We start from the raw sequence: 17,383 nt of genomic DNA on the forward strand, positions 1-17,383 counted from the left end.
TGACACCGCGAGCTCATAGTTGCCTGGGAACAGACCACTGATCTCGTAGATACCGTTCTCGTCCGTTACCGCGGCGGCTTCGGGTTGTACATAGCGGAGTGTGTCGAAGCTCGCGCTTCCGCTATCGCCGTATGCTTGAACCCGAACGATTTCCTCGCCGGGAGCAGACACGGTGATCGTGCTTCGACGCGTACCGCTCACGCCTTCACTGCGTGTCGACGCTACGAGTTGACCATCCGCGTTGTACGCATCCAGACGACCGTAAACCGTCGTAAACTCACTCGACGACCAATTGATGACGTCGATCGACACCGAAGTAACAGGTTGGAAGAAATCGAATCGCAGCGTGTCCGACGAACCGAAAAAGGTGTCAAACGGACCCGCAGCAAAAATTCGGTTGCCAACAACCTGACCACTGACGCTTTGTCGAGCCGACACAATGTCGTCGGTTACGAATGTACCGTTGGATCGATCCCAGGAAATGGTTACGCCGTCAACCTCCTGCGTCAGCGACAACTCATCATCGAGCGACACCGCGTCGTTGGCGTCGAGCGTAACGAGCAACTCGTTGGGTTCGATCACTTTTACGATATTGTCACGAACGCCGTTTCCGTTGGTATCGACAAATACGGTCACGCCTTCGGCCGGTAGACGCGTGTCGGCTGAGATACCGTTGAGGATATCACCGGCCGACGGTAACAAAGTGATTTGGCCTCGCACGCCACCGACAAAGTTGCTCTCACCGACGTGATCGAGAGCATGATCGAACAAGGCAGGATAAGAGACGTGTTCCTGATAGAACTCGAACAATCCTTCCGGATCGGATTCACCACCCCAGAAGCCCGGCTCGACATCGCGTATCGATCCATAAACCCAATCGTTTTCGTCGCTGCCGATCGAATCACCGATCCGGCCTACATAACCAAAACCTTCTGATTGAACGAGCGTTTGTCCACGGCTGTTTGTGGTCACCGATCGGTGATGATCCGAGAAGGATTCAATGAAAACGATGGGAGCGAATGATGCTTCGTAAAAACTAAACTCGTGCATCGCCACGGCATCGTACGTGTCCCAACTGACCGCGGGACTCGCCGGATCAATAAACCCGTCGTTGTTCGTATCGATATCCAAACCGACGACCGGTGCGGTGTCAGACTGGATCAAAAAGTAGCTCGAATTGCTAAACAACGTATCAATGCTGCCGTCGCTCTGAGAGCTCGAGTAGATCCCACCGGGCAGCCCGTTGAACCCAGATTCATCACTTTCGAGAACATTGGCGCCAAACGCGGTGCTATAGGTATGCCCGGCCTGCAAAAGAACCAGGAATCCGTTCGCTCCAAACGACTGCCCACTGAGGTCGATGACGGTGTTTACTTCACCGATACGGCTCGAGGCCTCTTCAATCACAACGAAATAAGTTCCTTCAGGAAGAACTTCGTTGGGTTGCCCCCGCAATTCGATGTACTGATCCGTTGTTTCGCTGACATCTAGCGACGCCCATCCATCGACCAACACCTCGTTGATCACCGGCGTGGAAAACTGGTCCGGATCCACCTCAGGAAGCGTGCGTACGGGCAACGATTGGTCGGCCAAATTTTGCCAGGACGAATCTGAATTCGCTTCATCGACCGACACCGTCAGAACGCTCGGTGTGACGACAGCAACCGGATCATTCGGGTCCGGAGACAACATGATCCGCCGTGGCTCTGTCCAATCGTCCGGCGTGAACACGAGCTGATTGGTATCCAAGATGACTCCCGGATCACCTCCAACTTGACTCTCGATGCTCAGATCCAAAACAACGTTCGATGCTGGTTCCCGATTGAGAGTGACCTCGACAAAGTCGGCTCCCACCGCACCACCAACGACCGTGACACCGGATTGGCTCAACGCCCCTGGTCCCGTCAACGGGTTGCTCGGTGTGACGCGGAAACCGATCACATCGGCGGCGATCCCAAAGTTCACTCCGCCCCGAGACTCAAACGATGTTACCGATATGTTGCGGGGATTGTTGCCGACCGCACTTCGTGTCAGTGCGACCGCACGCACCGGTTCACTAACGTCGATCCCATCCATGACGATTGCCGTCTCGACTACGTTGGCTGCCGCGTCGGGAATCTCAACGAGCAGCGTGGACGTCCGTCCGTTGTCATCCGCATCGAACATCCAAACATAAGTCGACGTGTCGACGGGACCATTCGGGAGCACGTCAACCAACTGTTCCGAGGTTGCCAGGGCCATCGAATCAGCATCGATCTTTCCGGTTTCAATCGTTGCTCCGGTATCCGGATCGATCGTCGTGACAAGAGATCGTGCCAACGTTCGCGCCGCCCCGTTCAGATCAAACGCGAAGAACTCGTCGTCGTTGTTATCAAAACCAATCACGCGTTCGTTGCTAGCATCGAACTCGATATCGGTCACGTTGTTCAGCCCCTCATAGCCGCCACCGATTACCGTTGCCGTTCCGGTATTGATATCGAGTCGAGCGAGACTCCGTGTCGAAGTACCGAGGTTGTCGCGAATCAGCGTGTAGACCGTATTGCCCACCCGGTCGTAAGCGACGCCACCAACCAAGTCCAAGTTGGATTCGGCGACACGGATGCGTTCACCCGAATAAGGGTTCACATTGAATATTTCATCTGTTCGCGAATCGATCGCGATCAAAGAGTCATCGCGAACACGCACGAGACCGTCCATGCGGCTGCGTGTTGGCTGGCCGATGGATTCCACATTGCCATCCAGATCGACCTGAAACAACTGGGCGGCGCGAAAGTAATCGCCATTGCTATCTTGGACAACCGTATCATTCCAACCGAAGGTCAGAGCCGGAGCCGTTTGGACGAAACCAGGCTCGGGCGCGAGACGCACCTCATAGTTTCCCGCGGACACCGTTGGGAACGAATACAGTCCATCGGCATCCGTTAGAGTCGACGCTTCGGTCGCGTCCAAACGACCGTTGGTGTTTTGATCCAAATAGACGCGCACATCAGCGGCTCCGGCCTCGCCCGCCTGTTTCAATCCGTCCTGATTGGCATCGATGTAGACCTCACCACTGACCACCGCCAAAAGATGCCGGTCTTCAAGTTTCTCGACGAAAGATCTCCTGTGGCTCCTCCTTGGATTTCCGGCCCCGCCGATCGCGGTCGCTAGCCTTTGGCGTCGTTGTGTTGTCGTATGGGAACGGCCTGACGAATCTTTCTCGTCTCGAGACCACCACGAGCGGAGTGAATGCGAATTGAAGCGTTTCATGATGCAAAATAATCCAATAATTCCCGTTGCTAGGTCGCCAGAACGCAACCATACAGAGTCCAGATAACCCCATGAATCGACCGGCAAAATAAGAAAAAACCGCTCGATACAAATGGACGAATGAGCACGGCCTCGCATCCAGAACGCCATCTTCCGATACCCAAGATGGGCACAGAAGGACGCATCAAAACGCATAGATCGCCCGCTAGAGGATAAATATGCGACGCAACCAGAACAACCGAAATCACCGGCATTTCACGAACAATCAACATAACCGCCACCTGCAGGCAGTCCGATTAATCGGGTTTTGGCAGTCGTGACTGAATGTCGCTGATTCTCAAAGCTGGTCCGGTGGCCTGGACGATGCCTACAATCCTGGCGTCCGGGCTCCAAACGAGAGTCGGGGTCATTTTTGATGGAAAGGGTCTCGATGCCGAGCTGGAACCAAAAAAACGACGAAAATCCAACGTTTTCACCCCCGAAAACGGTGAACCTAGTGGCGGTCTTGCTCTCGGCAGTCGTCGTCGGGCAATGCCTCACGTCGCCCAACCCCGTGTTGGGTCAGGACAGTTCGGCGCCTTTGTCGCGGACGGGACCGATCTCCCGCTCGGCACAGTATCCACAGGCCGCCAAATACCCACCGTCTGCTCAATACGCGCAGCCCAACGCTTCCCCCCGTGCCACCCTCGGGATGATGCCAACAGGCAGTCAGATCGACAGCCATCGAGAGCGTCTATTCAACGAGCTCGCCGAAGAAGTCGCTCAGTTCGACCGTCTCGGAAACCTCGTCCGACGCGTCTCGCAACTGGTTAAACCGAGCGTTATCCATATCGAAGCCCACAAGGTCACGGGCAAGGGCGCCACGGCGGAGTCATACGATGAAGCTGGCAGCGGCGTCGTGCTCGAAATCGCCGGCGATCGCTGGGTCCTGACAAACCGACACGTCATCAAAGGCGCCTCGGCGGACCAAATCGTCATGCGAACGAGCGACGGTCGACGCTGGGCTCCGGACAAAATCCTGATGGACGCCAGCACGGATGTCGCGGTCATGAAATTGACCACCGCTCCCTATCGCTCACGCGGAGGCGGACGTCGACCGATGCCCGCGGCCGAGCGGATGCCGCCTGCCGCACGCATCGCAGACAGTGATCTCGTCCAAATCGGCGATTTTGTTATCGCCATCGGGAGCCCCTTTGGCCTGAGCCACTCGGTCACGTTCGGGATCATGAGTGCCAAAGGACGTCGCGATCTGTCTCTCGGCGAAGAACGCATCGATTTGCAGGACTTCTTCCAAACCGATGCCGCAATCAACCCAGGCAACAGCGGTGGTCCACTGCTGAACCTCCGCGGCGAAGTTATCGGACTCAACACGGCAATCGCCAGCAGCAGCGGCGGCAGCGAGGGCATTGGATTCGCCATCCCGATCAACATGGCAGCACGGGTTGCCGAAGAACTGATTCTGCACGGGGAACTTCGCCGAGGTTATCTCGGTGTCACGCTCGATCCAGAATTCGCCGCAGCCGAGTTCCCCACCGGGTCGGGTCAATACGCCTCGATGAAAATCAGCCCTGATAGTGTGTCTTCGCTCTACCACGAAGACGAACTGAAATTCGGCGGTGCCCGCGTGAAGAACGTCCGAGCAGGCTCACCCGCCGAAGCCGCACGACTGCAGAACAACGACATTATTCTGCAGTTCGACGGTTGCCTGATTGAGGACGATGACCATCTCGTTGCCCGCGTCGGCATGGCCCCGACCAACGAACCGCTCGAGATGGTGATCCTGCGTGACGGCAAACGCTACCGCACGGAAGTCACCCTGAGACAGATGCCTTAGCAGCATGCACGAAACCTGGCGGAACACTCATCGCCGGTCGGCGTTCGCCGTAGTGGCGACAGGACGCCCCGGTGCCAACTCCCGCCGGCGAATCGGGTTCTCAACTTCGCAAGGCGCGCAGATGGAGTCTTAGTATCCGCTTCCCTTCGGATCGAAATATCCTGGCTCGTTTCCTTCTTTCCACTTGATGTTGCAACCGATCGAAGGCTTTTGCTCGACAGCCGCGCTACGTCCGGCGATCGTCTCGTCAATTGCAGTCCGCAGATCGATTCCGGTTACCGGTTCACCGTTGCTCGGACGGCTACTATCGAGTTGCCCGCGATAGACCAACTTGTGATCGGCATCAAAGAGAAAAAAGTCCGGCGTGCAGGCGGCACCATAGGAAATCGCAACCGACTGATCTTCGTCGAGAGCGTACGGGAACGCATACCCGCGATCTCCCTTCTCCTTCTTCATCGCATCAAAATTGTCGTCCGGATACTTGGCGATATCGTTACTGTTGATTCCAACGACACCAACGCCGTGCTGCATGTACTCGTCGGTGAGTAATTTCAACTGTTCGGCGACATGCTTCACATACGGACAGTGATTGCACATGAAGATCACCAACAAAGCCTTGCTGTCTTTGAAATCGGCGAGCGAGACGTTGCCTCCGTCGGTTTCCGGCAGCGAAAACTCAGGTGCGGCGGTGCCAAGCGGCATCATTGTCGAAGCAGTACGGACCATGTGAAATTTCTAGATTTGAGAGGAGACAGTCGTTCGAGATAGGAACACGCAGCGAGAAATTTAAGCAAATTTTCGCTCAGTCGTAACCATGTGCTCAGGCATTCAGAAACAGCCCAAACACGGTACGAGCAACCAAAACACGATGCCACACTTTATCAGACCGGCAACAAAACTGTCCGATCGACGGATCAGTGCTCGAATGCGTTCCAAGTGTCGCGCACCTCGAACACCCAAATTCGGAGAACTACAGTCCGACAATCAAGTTCATCAAAGTCCCGTCGCGACACTGCCTCACCGCAGATCCGCGACAAACTGAATCTCCTGCGTCGGTAGAATGTGGTCACTTTCGATTGAAAGCGTATGCTCTGTCGGATGCTCTGAATCAGCCAACCGCACCGTCATGGTTTCTCCAGGCAACAGTCCTTTCAATGAGTCGCCGGCGCGTTGTCCACCGATCGCGAAAAAAGCATCCCGATACAGCGGCGCGACACCTTCATTGCGGACCTGCAACTCCACGGTCGAACCACTTCGTACCGCGTCGGTGACCCGAAACCGGTAACCGGTCGACAGACCTGCCTGCCGAATGCGTTCCATCGATTGATACCGTGTCTGGTCGTTTCCGATCATGAAAGAGATATGGAACTTCCGTGCATCGCTTTCGAACGCGATCCCATGGGGGCCATCTGCAGCAAGAGCGTTTCGTTGGTCGAGATTCGTGTAGTAGCTAAATTCACCACCACCTGGCGAGTGTTTCCAACGATCGGATCTCAAGATTTTCCAATCGTTCTCGTTTTCTCGAGCGTGCTGTTTGCACAAAAACGAGTCATCGAAAACCCCAAACCGCAACAACATCAGCTCTGCGTTGCCTTCGATCGGCGAATAGCGTGAATCCGACGCATCAATGCTGACCATCCACGGCAGGTGTCGAAACGATGACTGCATCCGCTGCAGAAAGCGAGCCTGAAATCGTTTACTCGGAAAGGTGACACCCAACTTTCGCGGTCCATCGTAGATGTGATACTCCGCCCACAAACCGAATCCCGTTTCCAGGTAGGCTAATCGAGGATCCTCATCGTACTTCAAGGCAAACTTCTGATAGAAATCGAGAGTGAATTGCTGCAGCGTGTCGTTGCCCCAATCGCAAAAATGCGTTCGCTTTCCTTCACTCTTCGCAACGGTTTCCTCGTAGTCGGACCGACTTCGTATAAATTCTGGAACCGTCGTTTCCTTGCCGGGATAAACGAAGTAGAAACGCAACACCATTTGATGGTTTCGCGATGCAGCCGCGTCAAGCAGCGTTTCAATCCGGCTGAAATCATAGCTGCCGTCTGGCCGAACCACTTCGTCATAGCCGCAGTACCGAAACTCCAACTGAATCGCATCAGTATCCACGTTCGGATTGTCGGACCACAGCACGATTCCGGTCATCGGCTGAACGTGCGTGATGGCGGAAACCAGCGTGAAAGGCACACGCTGTTGTTTGCCGTCTACTGTTTGGTCAGGAGCGCCGTCGACCGCGTGAGCAAGTCCACCAGCGGCCCCAACCAACAAGACGATGAACGCAACAATCCGGATCAACATCAGATAGTCCAGTGAGAGAATCGGCCACAGGCATCACGTTGTCGAAACAATTCTTACCGGTGCGATGACGATTGAAATTCAATCAATCGCACCGGTCGACTTGCCTATCGAACGACGTACCTTACCGTCTTCTCTTCACTCGTCTATCTTCGTTTTTCGTGCTTTGCGCTGCGTACCGCGGTTGGTCCGCCGGCGACCCGTTCGTTGCGATCAGAATTCGCCGGAGATAGTTTCCCGCGACGCACGTGTTCCGAGAGCCCCCCACAGGCCGTATGGGCTCTCCGCACCTGTCGCGGGAGTGTCAGACTGAGTTCCCGCTTCGATGCTGTCGGTGATGAACTTGACCGCTCCGTCTGCCATCAAGACGTGACACCCACCTTGGTGGCGGCTTCCCATCGAAACGATCGCCTGCTCATTTTCGCCCACACGCGAACAGCTCGGACTATTCGGTGGCATGATCGTCATGCAACCACTGTAGCTCAAACGTGCATCCGCCCACGCATAACCACGGGCTCGCGAAGAATTATTGACAGCACCGATCAGAAAGCGGGGTCGATCGGGGTTTTGCCGATCACGACACAACTGCACATTGATGTCGCCATTGTCGGCGATCACATCGGTAACGTCCCATGCGATTTCGCCGACCACTTCTCGATTGCCGAGCCCGGTCGCGATCTCGCCGCACATGATAGTGTTCGCGAGTCCGTCGAGAATATCGCGGAATTTCAACTGATGCCGCACTTGAAACGCACCGCGACAGTTCGCTCGGGCGAGTTGAGCCGTCGTGTTGTTTTCGGTGGTACCAGTCTCAAGGTACTGCAGTCGGTCCCACATGCCCGCGATGTCTTCATAAACATCTGTGGAGTTTTTCCCACCGGACAACGCCATGAACGCGTCGTCACCCAAACAGGCAGCGTAGTTCGTTCGGCCGCTTCCGGACCGTCCACGCCCCGGATCGCTGGGACAACGAAAGGTCGGAATATTGGATGCCCATGGATCAAAGTCAACGATCCACGGTGATGGTCCCATTCCAGGGTAAGCAGCGCCGGAAGAATCGCGACCGGTTGTCACCTGTTCCCAAATCGCCTGTTGTTCCACAAACGGTGTCAAGCCAACCAGAAAGCTCAATAACGTTGTATTGTTCTTGTCACTGACACGCCCTGTAGGCATCGCCTTGGTACCACCTCCATGCTTCGGCATCGCGTTGTATGCGGCATGGTAGTTGTGAATCCCCAAACCAATCTGTTTGAAATTATTGCTGCAACTCATTCGCCGTGCGGCCTCGCGTGCGGCTTGCACCGCCGGCAACAGAAGTCCAACCAACACTCCAATAATTGCAATAACAACGAGCAGCTCAACCAGAGTAAAACCGTTCGAAACTCGTTCTTTCTTCTTCGACATTCATAGCTCCTTAGACGTTATCGGGAATACCATTTTCTGTGATGCAGACAATCCGATCGAAACAAAATGCACGCCTTTCCGTCAGACTGCTTTGATTCAGCATCCCCTATCTACTTCCGAAGTCGCCTCTTTCGTCCGCACAATTTTTCAAAAACTACTTCATAGATAATAAACGCACATGTGGCCCCTTAGTCATGATCAGCGGAGGCGATCTCCTCACAAATCCCAAACTTGTTTGATGAACAATCATCGGATATGTGCCTGCAACAGACATTCTTCGCTCGCACGTCAAAGGACCAAACAACTTTTCGATCAGCGGTAATTAATCCATGGACTTTGACTGTCTTATCTTTTCAATGATCGCGCACCCACAACAGCGTCTTAGGGAGCATTGCTTTCCATGGCTATCGGCAATCCAACATTGATTGGTTTCTTGCTTGACTTCGACGCCAACTAAGAAAATATTCGATCTGCTTTCGAATGCGAAAACACCACATCGAATGTTTTATGGATGGGGCAATAATCAATAGAGGTGACCCGTACCGACTCTGGTCGCTCAACTACTTCGCGTCGGGATGCTCAAATCAAGTTAAAACCTATCCGAGAACCGCGGCGAATGCCGATCAGCCGCGGAGCATTCGGATAGGTTCTTAAAACATTATCAACGTCTATCCGAAATCAGAACCTTTGACACCTTGCTGGAAATGTTCCAGCAGAAAGCAGGAATCAAATGAAGTCAGCGTTGCAGTGTATGACGTTATGTCTGGTGGGCGGAATCATTATGATGACGGGATGTTCGGGAATGAGTTCTCAACCTTCGGTCGTTGGCCCCGTGGAGAACGCGAGCACGGATCCGGACGACCCAAATGCACACACACCGGTGCTCGACTGAAGTCGGTTCGCCCGTTTGTGATCGAACGGTCTATGTCTTGGGCACTTCAAACCGATAGCCGATATCTCGGATGGTTTGGATCATTTTGGGCTGCCCCGGTTGAGTCTCGACTTTACTTCGCAGCGTCGTCACACAACGATCGACGCTGCGGTGGCTAACGATAATCGAACGGCCCCAAACCGCATCCAGAATGCTGCTCCGCGTTAATGCCCGTTGTGGGTTCGCGACGAAATAGTCCAGCAAGCGATACTCCTTCTGCGTCAATGGGATTTCCTCCCCGTCGTGCGTCAGTTGGCGCGCGTCGCGATCGAGAACCAACTTACCGAGCAGAACGACCTGTTTGCTATCGATTCGATCGCGTCGAAGGAGACGAGCGACTCGCGCCAGCAATTCGCGTATCCCGAACGGCTTGGTGACGTAATCATCCGCCCCGAGTTCCAATCCGCGGACAATCTCTTCCTCTTGGCCTTTGGCGGTCAACATCACGATTGGAAAATCGTGTTTCTCATGACGTACACGACGGCATAAATCATAGCCGTTGATTTTGGGCAACATAATGTCGAGCAACATCACGTCGGGCGGTTGTGTCAGAGCAAGCGTTAACCCGAGCTGTCCATCGGTCGCCATTGAGACTTCGTATCCGGCGGCACGAAAATTGTCGCTCAACCCTCGTAACAACGTAGGGTCATCTTCCACTATCAAAATGTGCTTGGATGGATCCATCAGTGCGTTTCCTCACGAGCCGCGACGTCAGCATGTCGAGCATGTCCATCGACGCCTTGCTCATCAATGCCTTGCTCATCGACATCGCGTTCATTGACATCGCGCTCATCACCATCGCATTCACCGGCGTCATGCTTATCGACACCAGGCAGCGTTACGGTAAACGTGCTGCCGACACCAAATTCACTTTCGACGCTGATTGCCCCACCGTGGGACTCAACGATCGCACTAACGATACTCAGTCCCAACCCGCATCCACCCCGACTCCGCGCGACCCGTTGATCGACCTGGAAAAACCGGTCGAAGACGCGTCTCTTCGCGCGAGCGTTCAGTCCGATGCCGTTGTCCTCAACTTTCAACGTCGCCGATTCACCATCGACACCTGTCACGAGAATTATCTGCCGATTGTCGCCGCTGTACTTCCACGCGTTTTCCAGAAGATTCACAACTACCGCTACCAGCGCGTCCTTATCACCCATGATGGTTGCCGGTGAGGTGTGCTGGACTCGCAAACAGGAATCCACCTCTTTCCAGTGTTCGCGAAAGATCGCGATCGCTTGACCAACTACGTCTCGCAAATCGATTGATTCGAATTCGAAGTCTTGACGTCCCTGATCGATTCGTGAAAACGTCAAGAAGTTGTCGATCAGACGTGTCAGTCGCGCGTTCTCGTGACTGATCAGTTCGAGGTATTCTCGATCTCGTTTTATCGATTGCTCATTCGCTGCATCGCGATCGGAATCCAACAAGGTATCGACCAGCAACCGGATCGATGACAGCGGAGTTTTCAGTTCATGCGAGACTGTCGCAACGAGATCATTCTTGAGTCGAGCCAGTCGCAGTCTTTGCTTCAGGGTTCTCGACAACAACCACGCGAGGACACAGGTGACGAAGACTACCAACCAAGCAATCCAAGCGTGCAATACCCGGTTCTGACTTGCTTTGGCTTCCTCCCAGTTCGGCGAGGATTCGGCGAGTCCCAATCGCATACCCCCAAAGCCCGCTCCCAACGAAACATCCATCATCCCGGTGGATTGTTCATTCGGTTGCGAGATCACAAATTCGATCCCTGAGGCCAGTGGCACGTTATCGGTCAACGCCATCAGTCGCTGCTTCAAATTCGCGACACGGTGCCATTCGACGAGCCGTCCATCCTTGGACATACGTGTCCAGAGATCGGGATCCGATGTCGGTTTCAATTCGTTTTGCACCGATGCTTCATTGAAATTCGACATCATCTCCGATGAGAGCAGTTCCGCATCTCGGGTCGGGAATGTCAACGAAGAAGAATCAATATCCAACAACCGGCTCATCAAGAATTGCCGCTGCGTTGACACCATGGGCTTGCTGTAATCGTTCAGCCGATTCTCCAAACGTGTCATCACCGAACGATACGGCTCCGTACCCGGATCCAATAGTTCGAGCATTTGCAACTGAGCCGTAGCGGCAAAGGAACGGCCACGACCGTCGAAAGCTTCGTCATCCTCGCTGAGCTGTTCGAGAAGGGTCAATGCGATGTCGGTCTCATCGAGTTTGAGCGAACAACGAATCCTCGACTGCATCGCTCGGCAACGATCTTCATCGCCGAGTTGCTCTTCTGAGAGTTCAGCGTAGAGGTCACGAGCGGCCGCATAATCCTGCTCGGCAAACTCTAACCGCTGTGCCCGGCGCCAACGTGGGACTCGAATTTCAACTGAGTTTTGACCGAGAACGGAAACGGTGGGATAGAGAATCTTCCCGTCGCCGTCACGGATCAAAACACCATCGACCGATCCGCTCGATACCAAACGTTGAAACACAATCGCCGGTGTATCGGTCGCGAGCAACGCGACGCCGTGTTCCATCTGTGATCGCCATCGATCACGAATAGACTTCTTCCCTGACTGCAGTTGAATCACGTAGGCCTCTCGCAACCGTTGATCGGATGCGAGACGTTCGTTCTCCACCGCTTCGCGCATCATCCACATCATGCCCAACGAGGGCACGAGGACGATCAACAACAGCAATACGATCGGCCACGCCAAGCGGTCGTCACGCATGATCGCGGGCTCTACTTAAGATTCAAGTTGGCGAGAATCTGCTCGCAGGATGGTTGCAACGTTTCAAAGATATCTGCATCTGCGGTAAAACGAAGATTCACGGCAGACTCATCACCGAACACGGCAACTCGCCTTGCTTTCTTAGCTTTGTTGTTTTCAACATACTCAAACACCGCCGAAACACCTTCGCGATCTCCGACTCGAACCGTTTGGATCCCCTCGCCACCGATTTTGAAGGTGGAGATACGCTTTTCGTACTCGGCCAAGGATGCTTCCAACCACTGTCGCACGGTACCGTGTTTGGCCTGAAGTTTCTTTAGCGGGCCGCCCTCAATCCTGGCGTCCATTGATGCGTTGGGGTCAATAATCTGCGTCGACGGATCGTCGTTCTGATCCGGGGAGTTTGGCGTATAGGCGTACCAATTGGCAGGCAGTTTCACCGAAAATCGTTCGCGTTCCACCGTTGTCTGAATCGACTCTTGTGAGTTCCGTATTTCGGTAAGGTCCGCGGTCACGCCGCCGGCTTCGAACCTGACGATATAGCGATGCTCGTCGTTGGAGATCCAAAATGTTTGCCCAATCTCGAGTTTCAGTTGAAAACACTCAAACGTTCCCGCGGGAACCGTGATCGATTCCAGCTTTGTCACCTCCAATCCGATCGGTATCTCTGCCGCCCCGAGTGACGAGATGACGCGAATCTTCGTTTGGTAGTTCTCTTCGAGCGGCATTCGCCGAAATACCTCAGCGGCTTGTTCATTATCAAACCAGGATCCGTCCGACTTCAGAACGACGGGCTCGTTCTTGTTTGCCAACTGAATACGAACCTCGCCATCGCGATACTCTGCCGAGGCCTTTCCGAGCATGGTGTGTTTCCATGTACTTTGAATCGGTGCAAACGTATTTGCATCGGCGAACACACGGCTCTTTCCCCTTTGACCGTTGATGGTAACGATCTGCCAATTTTGGCATTCCCAAACGTCGCGTTCGTCTAGCTTTGACTTCGCGATCCGGAACACCTGCATTCCGACGCCCAAGCCGGTCTGCAACTTCATTTCAAAAATCAGCTCGTCACCTTCGCCCCACGGCGCCGGCAACAACTGCAGTTCGCTCGGGAGGTGCGATTTCGCCTGTGCGACCAATTCCTTCTCGGTGGGATATTCGTCGACGACCGCTTGGAACGCGTCCGTGGCTTTCTTGGTTTCACCTTGCTTTTCGTAGCACAACCCGATTCGGTACTGAGCGTGTGCCGCCGCGGTCCGCGATTCTTTTCCTTCGGTAACGACCTGTTTGTAAACCCGGATCGCTTCGGCGAGATCGCCGACGGTTTCTTCCGTGTAGATTCCTTTTTCCAACAATTCCGATGGACTCTCTGCGGACGCCATCGGGATCGCGAGCACGGAAACGATACAGACCATCAAAGCCGTGGCACTTGCTCGCCACAGCACACTGATTCTTCTTTGCATTTCTAGGTTCCTTCATACTCTGATTGACGGATGAGGCCACATGCGTGAAACCGTCAGGTTGCCGGCAAAGCATTTCGCCGACCCTCGAGGTACAGAGTAAGAACCGAATGTTACCACTGTGTTACGTCGGTGGTTCTGACACCGAGAAATTTGCAGCGGTTATTTCCGTGCAAAAATGCCTTGCATCGCCCCTTCGAGCACGCGTCGCCTAGGAGGAACAGGTTGCCCGCATCCGCGTCGCGGCAGCCTCGATACTGTGATTCTGTTCGAGCATCGCTTGAGACATGGAACGATAACGATTCAAACGTTCGCCATCGCGGCTCAGTTCAACGATTGCTTTCGAAAGAGCATCGACATCATGGGGTGGAAAACAATCTCCGCCCTGCGTAGCTTCGACTAGTTCCACAAACGCACCGTGGGCGGGTTGCAAAACCGGTACCCCCGAAGCGATCGCCTCGAGTAAGAACAGTCCTTTCGGATCTTCATACGGCGCAGGAACGCTGAGCAGATCAAACGTTCGCATCAACGAGACTTTTTCTTCGAGCGATGGGCTGCCATGGTAGTGAAACCGATCTGACAAACCGGCCGCCTTCAACGATGACGTAATCTGATCGAGATAGGACTGATTGTGTTCACCGAGCCATCCCGCCGCGTGCAACGTGATGTGTGAATGGGCAGGATCCGTCGCCAACCTCTCAAACGCATCGGCAAGCACATGCAGCCCTTTTTCGGGAGCGATCCGGGCAAAGAAGCCAACTCGAAACTCGCCTGATTGCTTGGCGTGATTGGTGTCATCGGGTTTCGTCGCGGGCGTCTCGATCTCCGCGGCTTGCTCGCGAAACGGTTTCAAATCGATCGAGAGAGGATGGACATCGAACTTCGACTCCGGAACATCGAACAGTTCACTCATTTTGTCTCGATAAAATCGACTGTGAGTCACGAACGTATCGACGTCGGCGGCAAGGCCTTTGCACAACTCAACCGCTTCAGCGCGAACGTCGTCGGGAAGCTGCTCGAGGAAAAGATCATCGCCTTGCAGAACAACAACCACTTTTGTGTTCGGCAGGCGTTTTGCGATCACTGGAATCATGCCGCCGATCAGAAGATTGCTAAAGATGATCGCATCGGGATGGATCTCCGTTTCGAGCCACTGGACCAATCGTTCCACTTCACCGGCTTGGCGTCCATGGGAACCGCGGAGCATCGACAGAGTCAGATCACCGAGCTTTGCCGGATCGGTTCCCACGGCACGGCGGGTCGCTGCGGAAATAATGCCGGGCCGGTCCATCCAGGACCGCATGAACCGGGGCACCCATCGTAGTAACGGAAACTGCTGCAAGAGGTAGACTTGAATACCACCGAGAAAAATCCGATCCGACGCGATATCCATCTCATCGGTGCGGATCGGAGTGTAAACAGGCTGCAGCAGCACGTCGTCGCCGAGAGCTCGCATCGCCTTGGCGAGCGAATTATCGTGCATGCAACTGCCACAATACATTCCGGCGGCACCAGCGGTGAGATAGACGATTTTCAAATCAGATCACTGTTCAAAGGGAAAACAACGCCGATACTAGGGCTTTCCAATCCGTTTCACCCACTATACATCGACGTCATCATGCACCCATGGATCGCTGAACGCACGGCCTCTTTTGACAGCAGCGGGATCCGCCGTGTCTTTGATCTTGCCGCAAAACTCAAAGATCCGATCAACTTGTCGATCGGCCAGCCCGATTTCGACGTGCCCGATGAAATCAAAGACGCCACGATCGAAGCGATCCGATCCGGCCGCAACGCGTACTCACCGACGCAAGGAATCGCTCCGCTGCGGGACGCCGTCCTGGCCGAAGTGAACGAAAAATACCCTGGCCAAGACCGGGATGTTTTTATCAGCAGCGGCACCAGTGGCGGGCTCGTCCTGTCGATGTTGTCGATGGTCAATCCGGGCGACGAGGTGATCTTCCTCGATCCCTACTTCGTCATGTACCCGGCTCTCGTTCGCCTTTGCGGCGGGGTACCGGTAATGGTCGATTCTTATCCCGATTTCCGCCTCGATCCGGAAAAAATTGAGGCCGCGATCACTCCCAAAACCAAAATGGTTTTGGTCAACAGCCCCGCAAACCCCACCGGCGTGACTGCAACGGAGGCGGACCTGAAGGCGGTTGCCGCAATCGCCGCCAAGCACAACGTCGCGTTGCTCTCGGACGAAATCTACAGCCGTTTTTTCTATGACGGTGATTTTTACTCGCCCGCCTCGGACAACCCCGACGCAATTGTGATTGATGGATTTAGCAAATCACACGCAATGACGGGATGGCGTGTTGGCTACGTCCACGGACCACGTGAGGTCATCGCAACGATGCTGAAGATCCAACAGTACTCGTTTGTATGTTCGCCCCAACCGGCTCAGTGGGGTGCCCTGCGAGCGATGGAAGTTTCGATGAAAGCAAACGTTGACGAGTATCGCAAGAAACGCGACTACCTCGTCGAACAGTTGTCACCTCACTACGAATTGACATCACCGGGCGGGGCGTTCTACCTATTTCCCAAAGCACCCGGAAACGAAGGCGGTGCCGCGTTTGTCGAGCGAGCCATCTCGCAAGGATTGTTGATCATCCCTGGCAATATCTTCAGCCAGAAGGATTCTCACTTCCGAATCAGCTTCGCCGCCAGCGACGAGACTCTCCGGCGCGGTGCGGAGTTGTTAATTAAACTCGCCAAAGCTTAACGGGGTAACGAACTTCGCGGCTCAGAGTATGTCATCAATCAATTCGGATTGGTTTCGTGTTCCCAACGCACCCCATAACCCGAAAACGCTGGGGCTCCCCGGCGCGAATTCGGCTGTTCCGTTCAACTGAACGGTTCGGCTTTGGTTCCCGCACTCGATCGAATCGGTGATGAATTTGATGGAACCGTCGCCCATGGCGATGTGAGCACCGCCTTGGTGGCGACTGCTGAGCGTTAACGTTCCGATAGTTGTTTCATCGCCACCGAAACAGAGTTCCCGGTTGGGAGGCAGGACCGTGTTGAATCCGGTCATCAACGCAATCGCGTCCGCCCACCGGTGACCACGTCCCTGGGCGGGATTCGCCGACAACTGAACGGTCGATGCGACGTCCCAAAACATCGGTCGGGTACGATCGATTTGGTCGCGACAAATTTGGACGTTATCTAAAACGCCGCCCGACCATCCGTTTTGAATCGAGGGTGTCGTTCGAGTGTCCCTGTCTCCAAGGTCGGTGGCAATCTCGCCGAGCATGATCGTTGTTGCGAGTCCATCGGTCACGTCATCAAACGTCGTCACCATCCTCGGCACAAACATTCCTCGACCGGTCGCCCGCATTTGATCGCGACCGGTCGGGGCCCACTGGTTGGCTTCGTACCGCCACAGACCCTCATGTAAACCTTCGATCGCGTCGCCAAGGCACACCGCGAAATTGGTCCGCCCCAATCCGGGCGACCCGTTACCAGGATCCGA

The 17,383-nt window shown here is 54.6% G+C and carries 11 protein-coding genes; 2 read left to right on the forward strand and 9 right to left on the reverse strand.

Going from position 1 to position 17,383, the window contains the following annotated elements; genetic code table 11:
- Window positions 1-3,060: SdrD B-like domain-containing protein (locus tag RSSM_RS01200; RefSeq protein ID WP_315849999.1), on the reverse strand; the 3,060-nt coding region annotated here is incomplete at its 3' end.
- 880 nt (window positions 3,061-3,940) lie between these two features.
- On the opposite strand from RSSM_RS01200, the gene RSSM_RS01205 reads away from it, so the two are divergent.
- Window positions 3,941-5,083, forward strand: a complete 1,143-nt coding sequence (locus RSSM_RS01205; RefSeq protein WP_044300487.1) for a S1C family serine protease — start codon at window positions 3,941-3,943, stop codon at window positions 5,081-5,083.
- A gap of 129 nt (window positions 5,084-5,212) precedes the next feature.
- On the opposite strand, the gene RSSM_RS01210 is transcribed toward RSSM_RS01205, so the two are convergent.
- The 7 genes from RSSM_RS01210 to RSSM_RS01240 all read right to left on the reverse strand — a co-directional run bounded on the left by RSSM_RS01210 (window position 5,213) and on the right by RSSM_RS01240 (window position 15,442).
- On the reverse strand, window positions 5,213-5,809 hold the full coding sequence (locus tag RSSM_RS01210; protein ID WP_044300484.1) for a thioredoxin family protein: 597 nt from the start codon (window positions 5,807-5,809) through the stop codon (window positions 5,213-5,215).
- Window positions 5,810-6,100: 291 nt separating this feature from the next.
- On the reverse strand, window positions 6,101-7,390 hold the full coding sequence (locus tag RSSM_RS01215; RefSeq protein ID WP_008673610.1) for a hypothetical protein: 1,290 nt from the start codon (window positions 7,388-7,390) through the stop codon (window positions 6,101-6,103).
- Window positions 7,391-7,600: 210 nt separating this feature from the next.
- Window positions 7,601-8,791: a DUF1559 family PulG-like putative transporter gene (locus tag RSSM_RS01220; RefSeq protein ID WP_008673612.1), complete on the reverse strand. Its 1,191-nt coding sequence runs from the start codon at window positions 8,789-8,791 to the stop codon at window positions 7,601-7,603.
- Window positions 8,792-9,713: 922 nt separating this feature from the next.
- Entirely contained in the window at window positions 9,714-10,406 is a 693-nt protein-coding gene (locus RSSM_RS01225; protein WP_044300485.1) for a response regulator transcription factor, read from the reverse strand.
- Window positions 10,406-12,445: a sensor histidine kinase gene (locus RSSM_RS01230; protein ID WP_008673617.1), complete on the reverse strand. Its 2,040-nt coding sequence runs from the start codon at window positions 12,443-12,445 to the stop codon at window positions 10,406-10,408. Before RSSM_RS01230 ends, RSSM_RS01225 begins: the two co-directional genes overlap by 1 nt.
- Before the next feature lie 11 nt (window positions 12,446-12,456).
- A complete protein-coding gene (locus tag RSSM_RS01235) occupies window positions 12,457-13,908 on the reverse strand; it encodes a DUF3108 domain-containing protein (RefSeq protein ID WP_236620869.1) in 1,452 nt (483 codons plus the stop codon).
- Between the two features lie 208 nt (window positions 13,909-14,116).
- Window positions 14,117-15,442, reverse strand: a complete 1,326-nt coding sequence (locus RSSM_RS01240) for a glycosyltransferase family 4 protein (protein WP_008673621.1) — start codon at window positions 15,440-15,442, stop codon at window positions 14,117-14,119.
- Window positions 15,443-15,523: 81 nt separating this feature from the next.
- Between RSSM_RS01240 and RSSM_RS01245 the strand changes: the two genes are divergently transcribed.
- A complete protein-coding gene (locus RSSM_RS01245; protein ID WP_008673622.1) occupies window positions 15,524-16,633 on the forward strand; it encodes a pyridoxal phosphate-dependent aminotransferase in 1,110 nt (369 codons plus the stop codon).
- A gap of 21 nt (window positions 16,634-16,654) precedes the next feature.
- Here the strand turns inward: RSSM_RS01245 and RSSM_RS01250 are convergent.
- The coding region (locus tag RSSM_RS01250) for a DUF1559 family PulG-like putative transporter (protein WP_044300490.1) at window positions 16,655-17,383 on the reverse strand (729 nt) is incomplete at its 5' end.

Origin of the sequence: Aporhodopirellula sallentina SM41 (genome assembly GCF_000346505.1) — a bacterium.
Lineage (GTDB): Bacteria > Planctomycetota > Planctomycetia > Pirellulales > Pirellulaceae > Rhodopirellula > Rhodopirellula sallentina.

What these genes read in the sequence shown, in the direction of transcription:
- RSSM_RS01205 (WP_044300487.1), top strand. Translation starts at nt 3,941, where the DNA reads ATGATGCCAACAGGCAGTCAGATCGACAGCCATCGAGAGCGTCTATTC.
- RSSM_RS01210 (WP_044300484.1), bottom strand. Translation starts at nt 5,809, where the DNA reads ATGGTCCGTACTGCTTCGACAATGATGCCGCTTGGCACCGCCGCACCT.
- RSSM_RS01215 (WP_008673610.1), bottom strand. Translation starts at nt 7,390, where the DNA reads ATGTTGATCCGGATTGTTGCGTTCATCGTCTTGTTGGTTGGGGCCGCT.
- RSSM_RS01220 (WP_008673612.1), bottom strand. Translation starts at nt 8,791, where the DNA reads ATGTCGAAGAAGAAAGAACGAGTTTCGAACGGTTTTACTCTGGTTGAG.
- RSSM_RS01225 (WP_044300485.1), bottom strand. Translation starts at nt 10,406, where the DNA reads ATGGATCCATCCAAGCACATTTTGATAGTGGAAGATGACCCTACGTTG.
- RSSM_RS01230 (WP_008673617.1), bottom strand. Translation starts at nt 12,445, where the DNA reads ATGCGTGACGACCGCTTGGCGTGGCCGATCGTATTGCTGTTGTTGATC.
- RSSM_RS01235 (WP_236620869.1), bottom strand. Translation starts at nt 13,908, where the DNA reads ATGCAAAGAAGAATCAGTGTGCTGTGGCGAGCAAGTGCCACGGCTTTG.
- RSSM_RS01245 (WP_008673622.1), top strand. Translation starts at nt 15,524, where the DNA reads ATGCACCCATGGATCGCTGAACGCACGGCCTCTTTTGACAGCAGCGGG.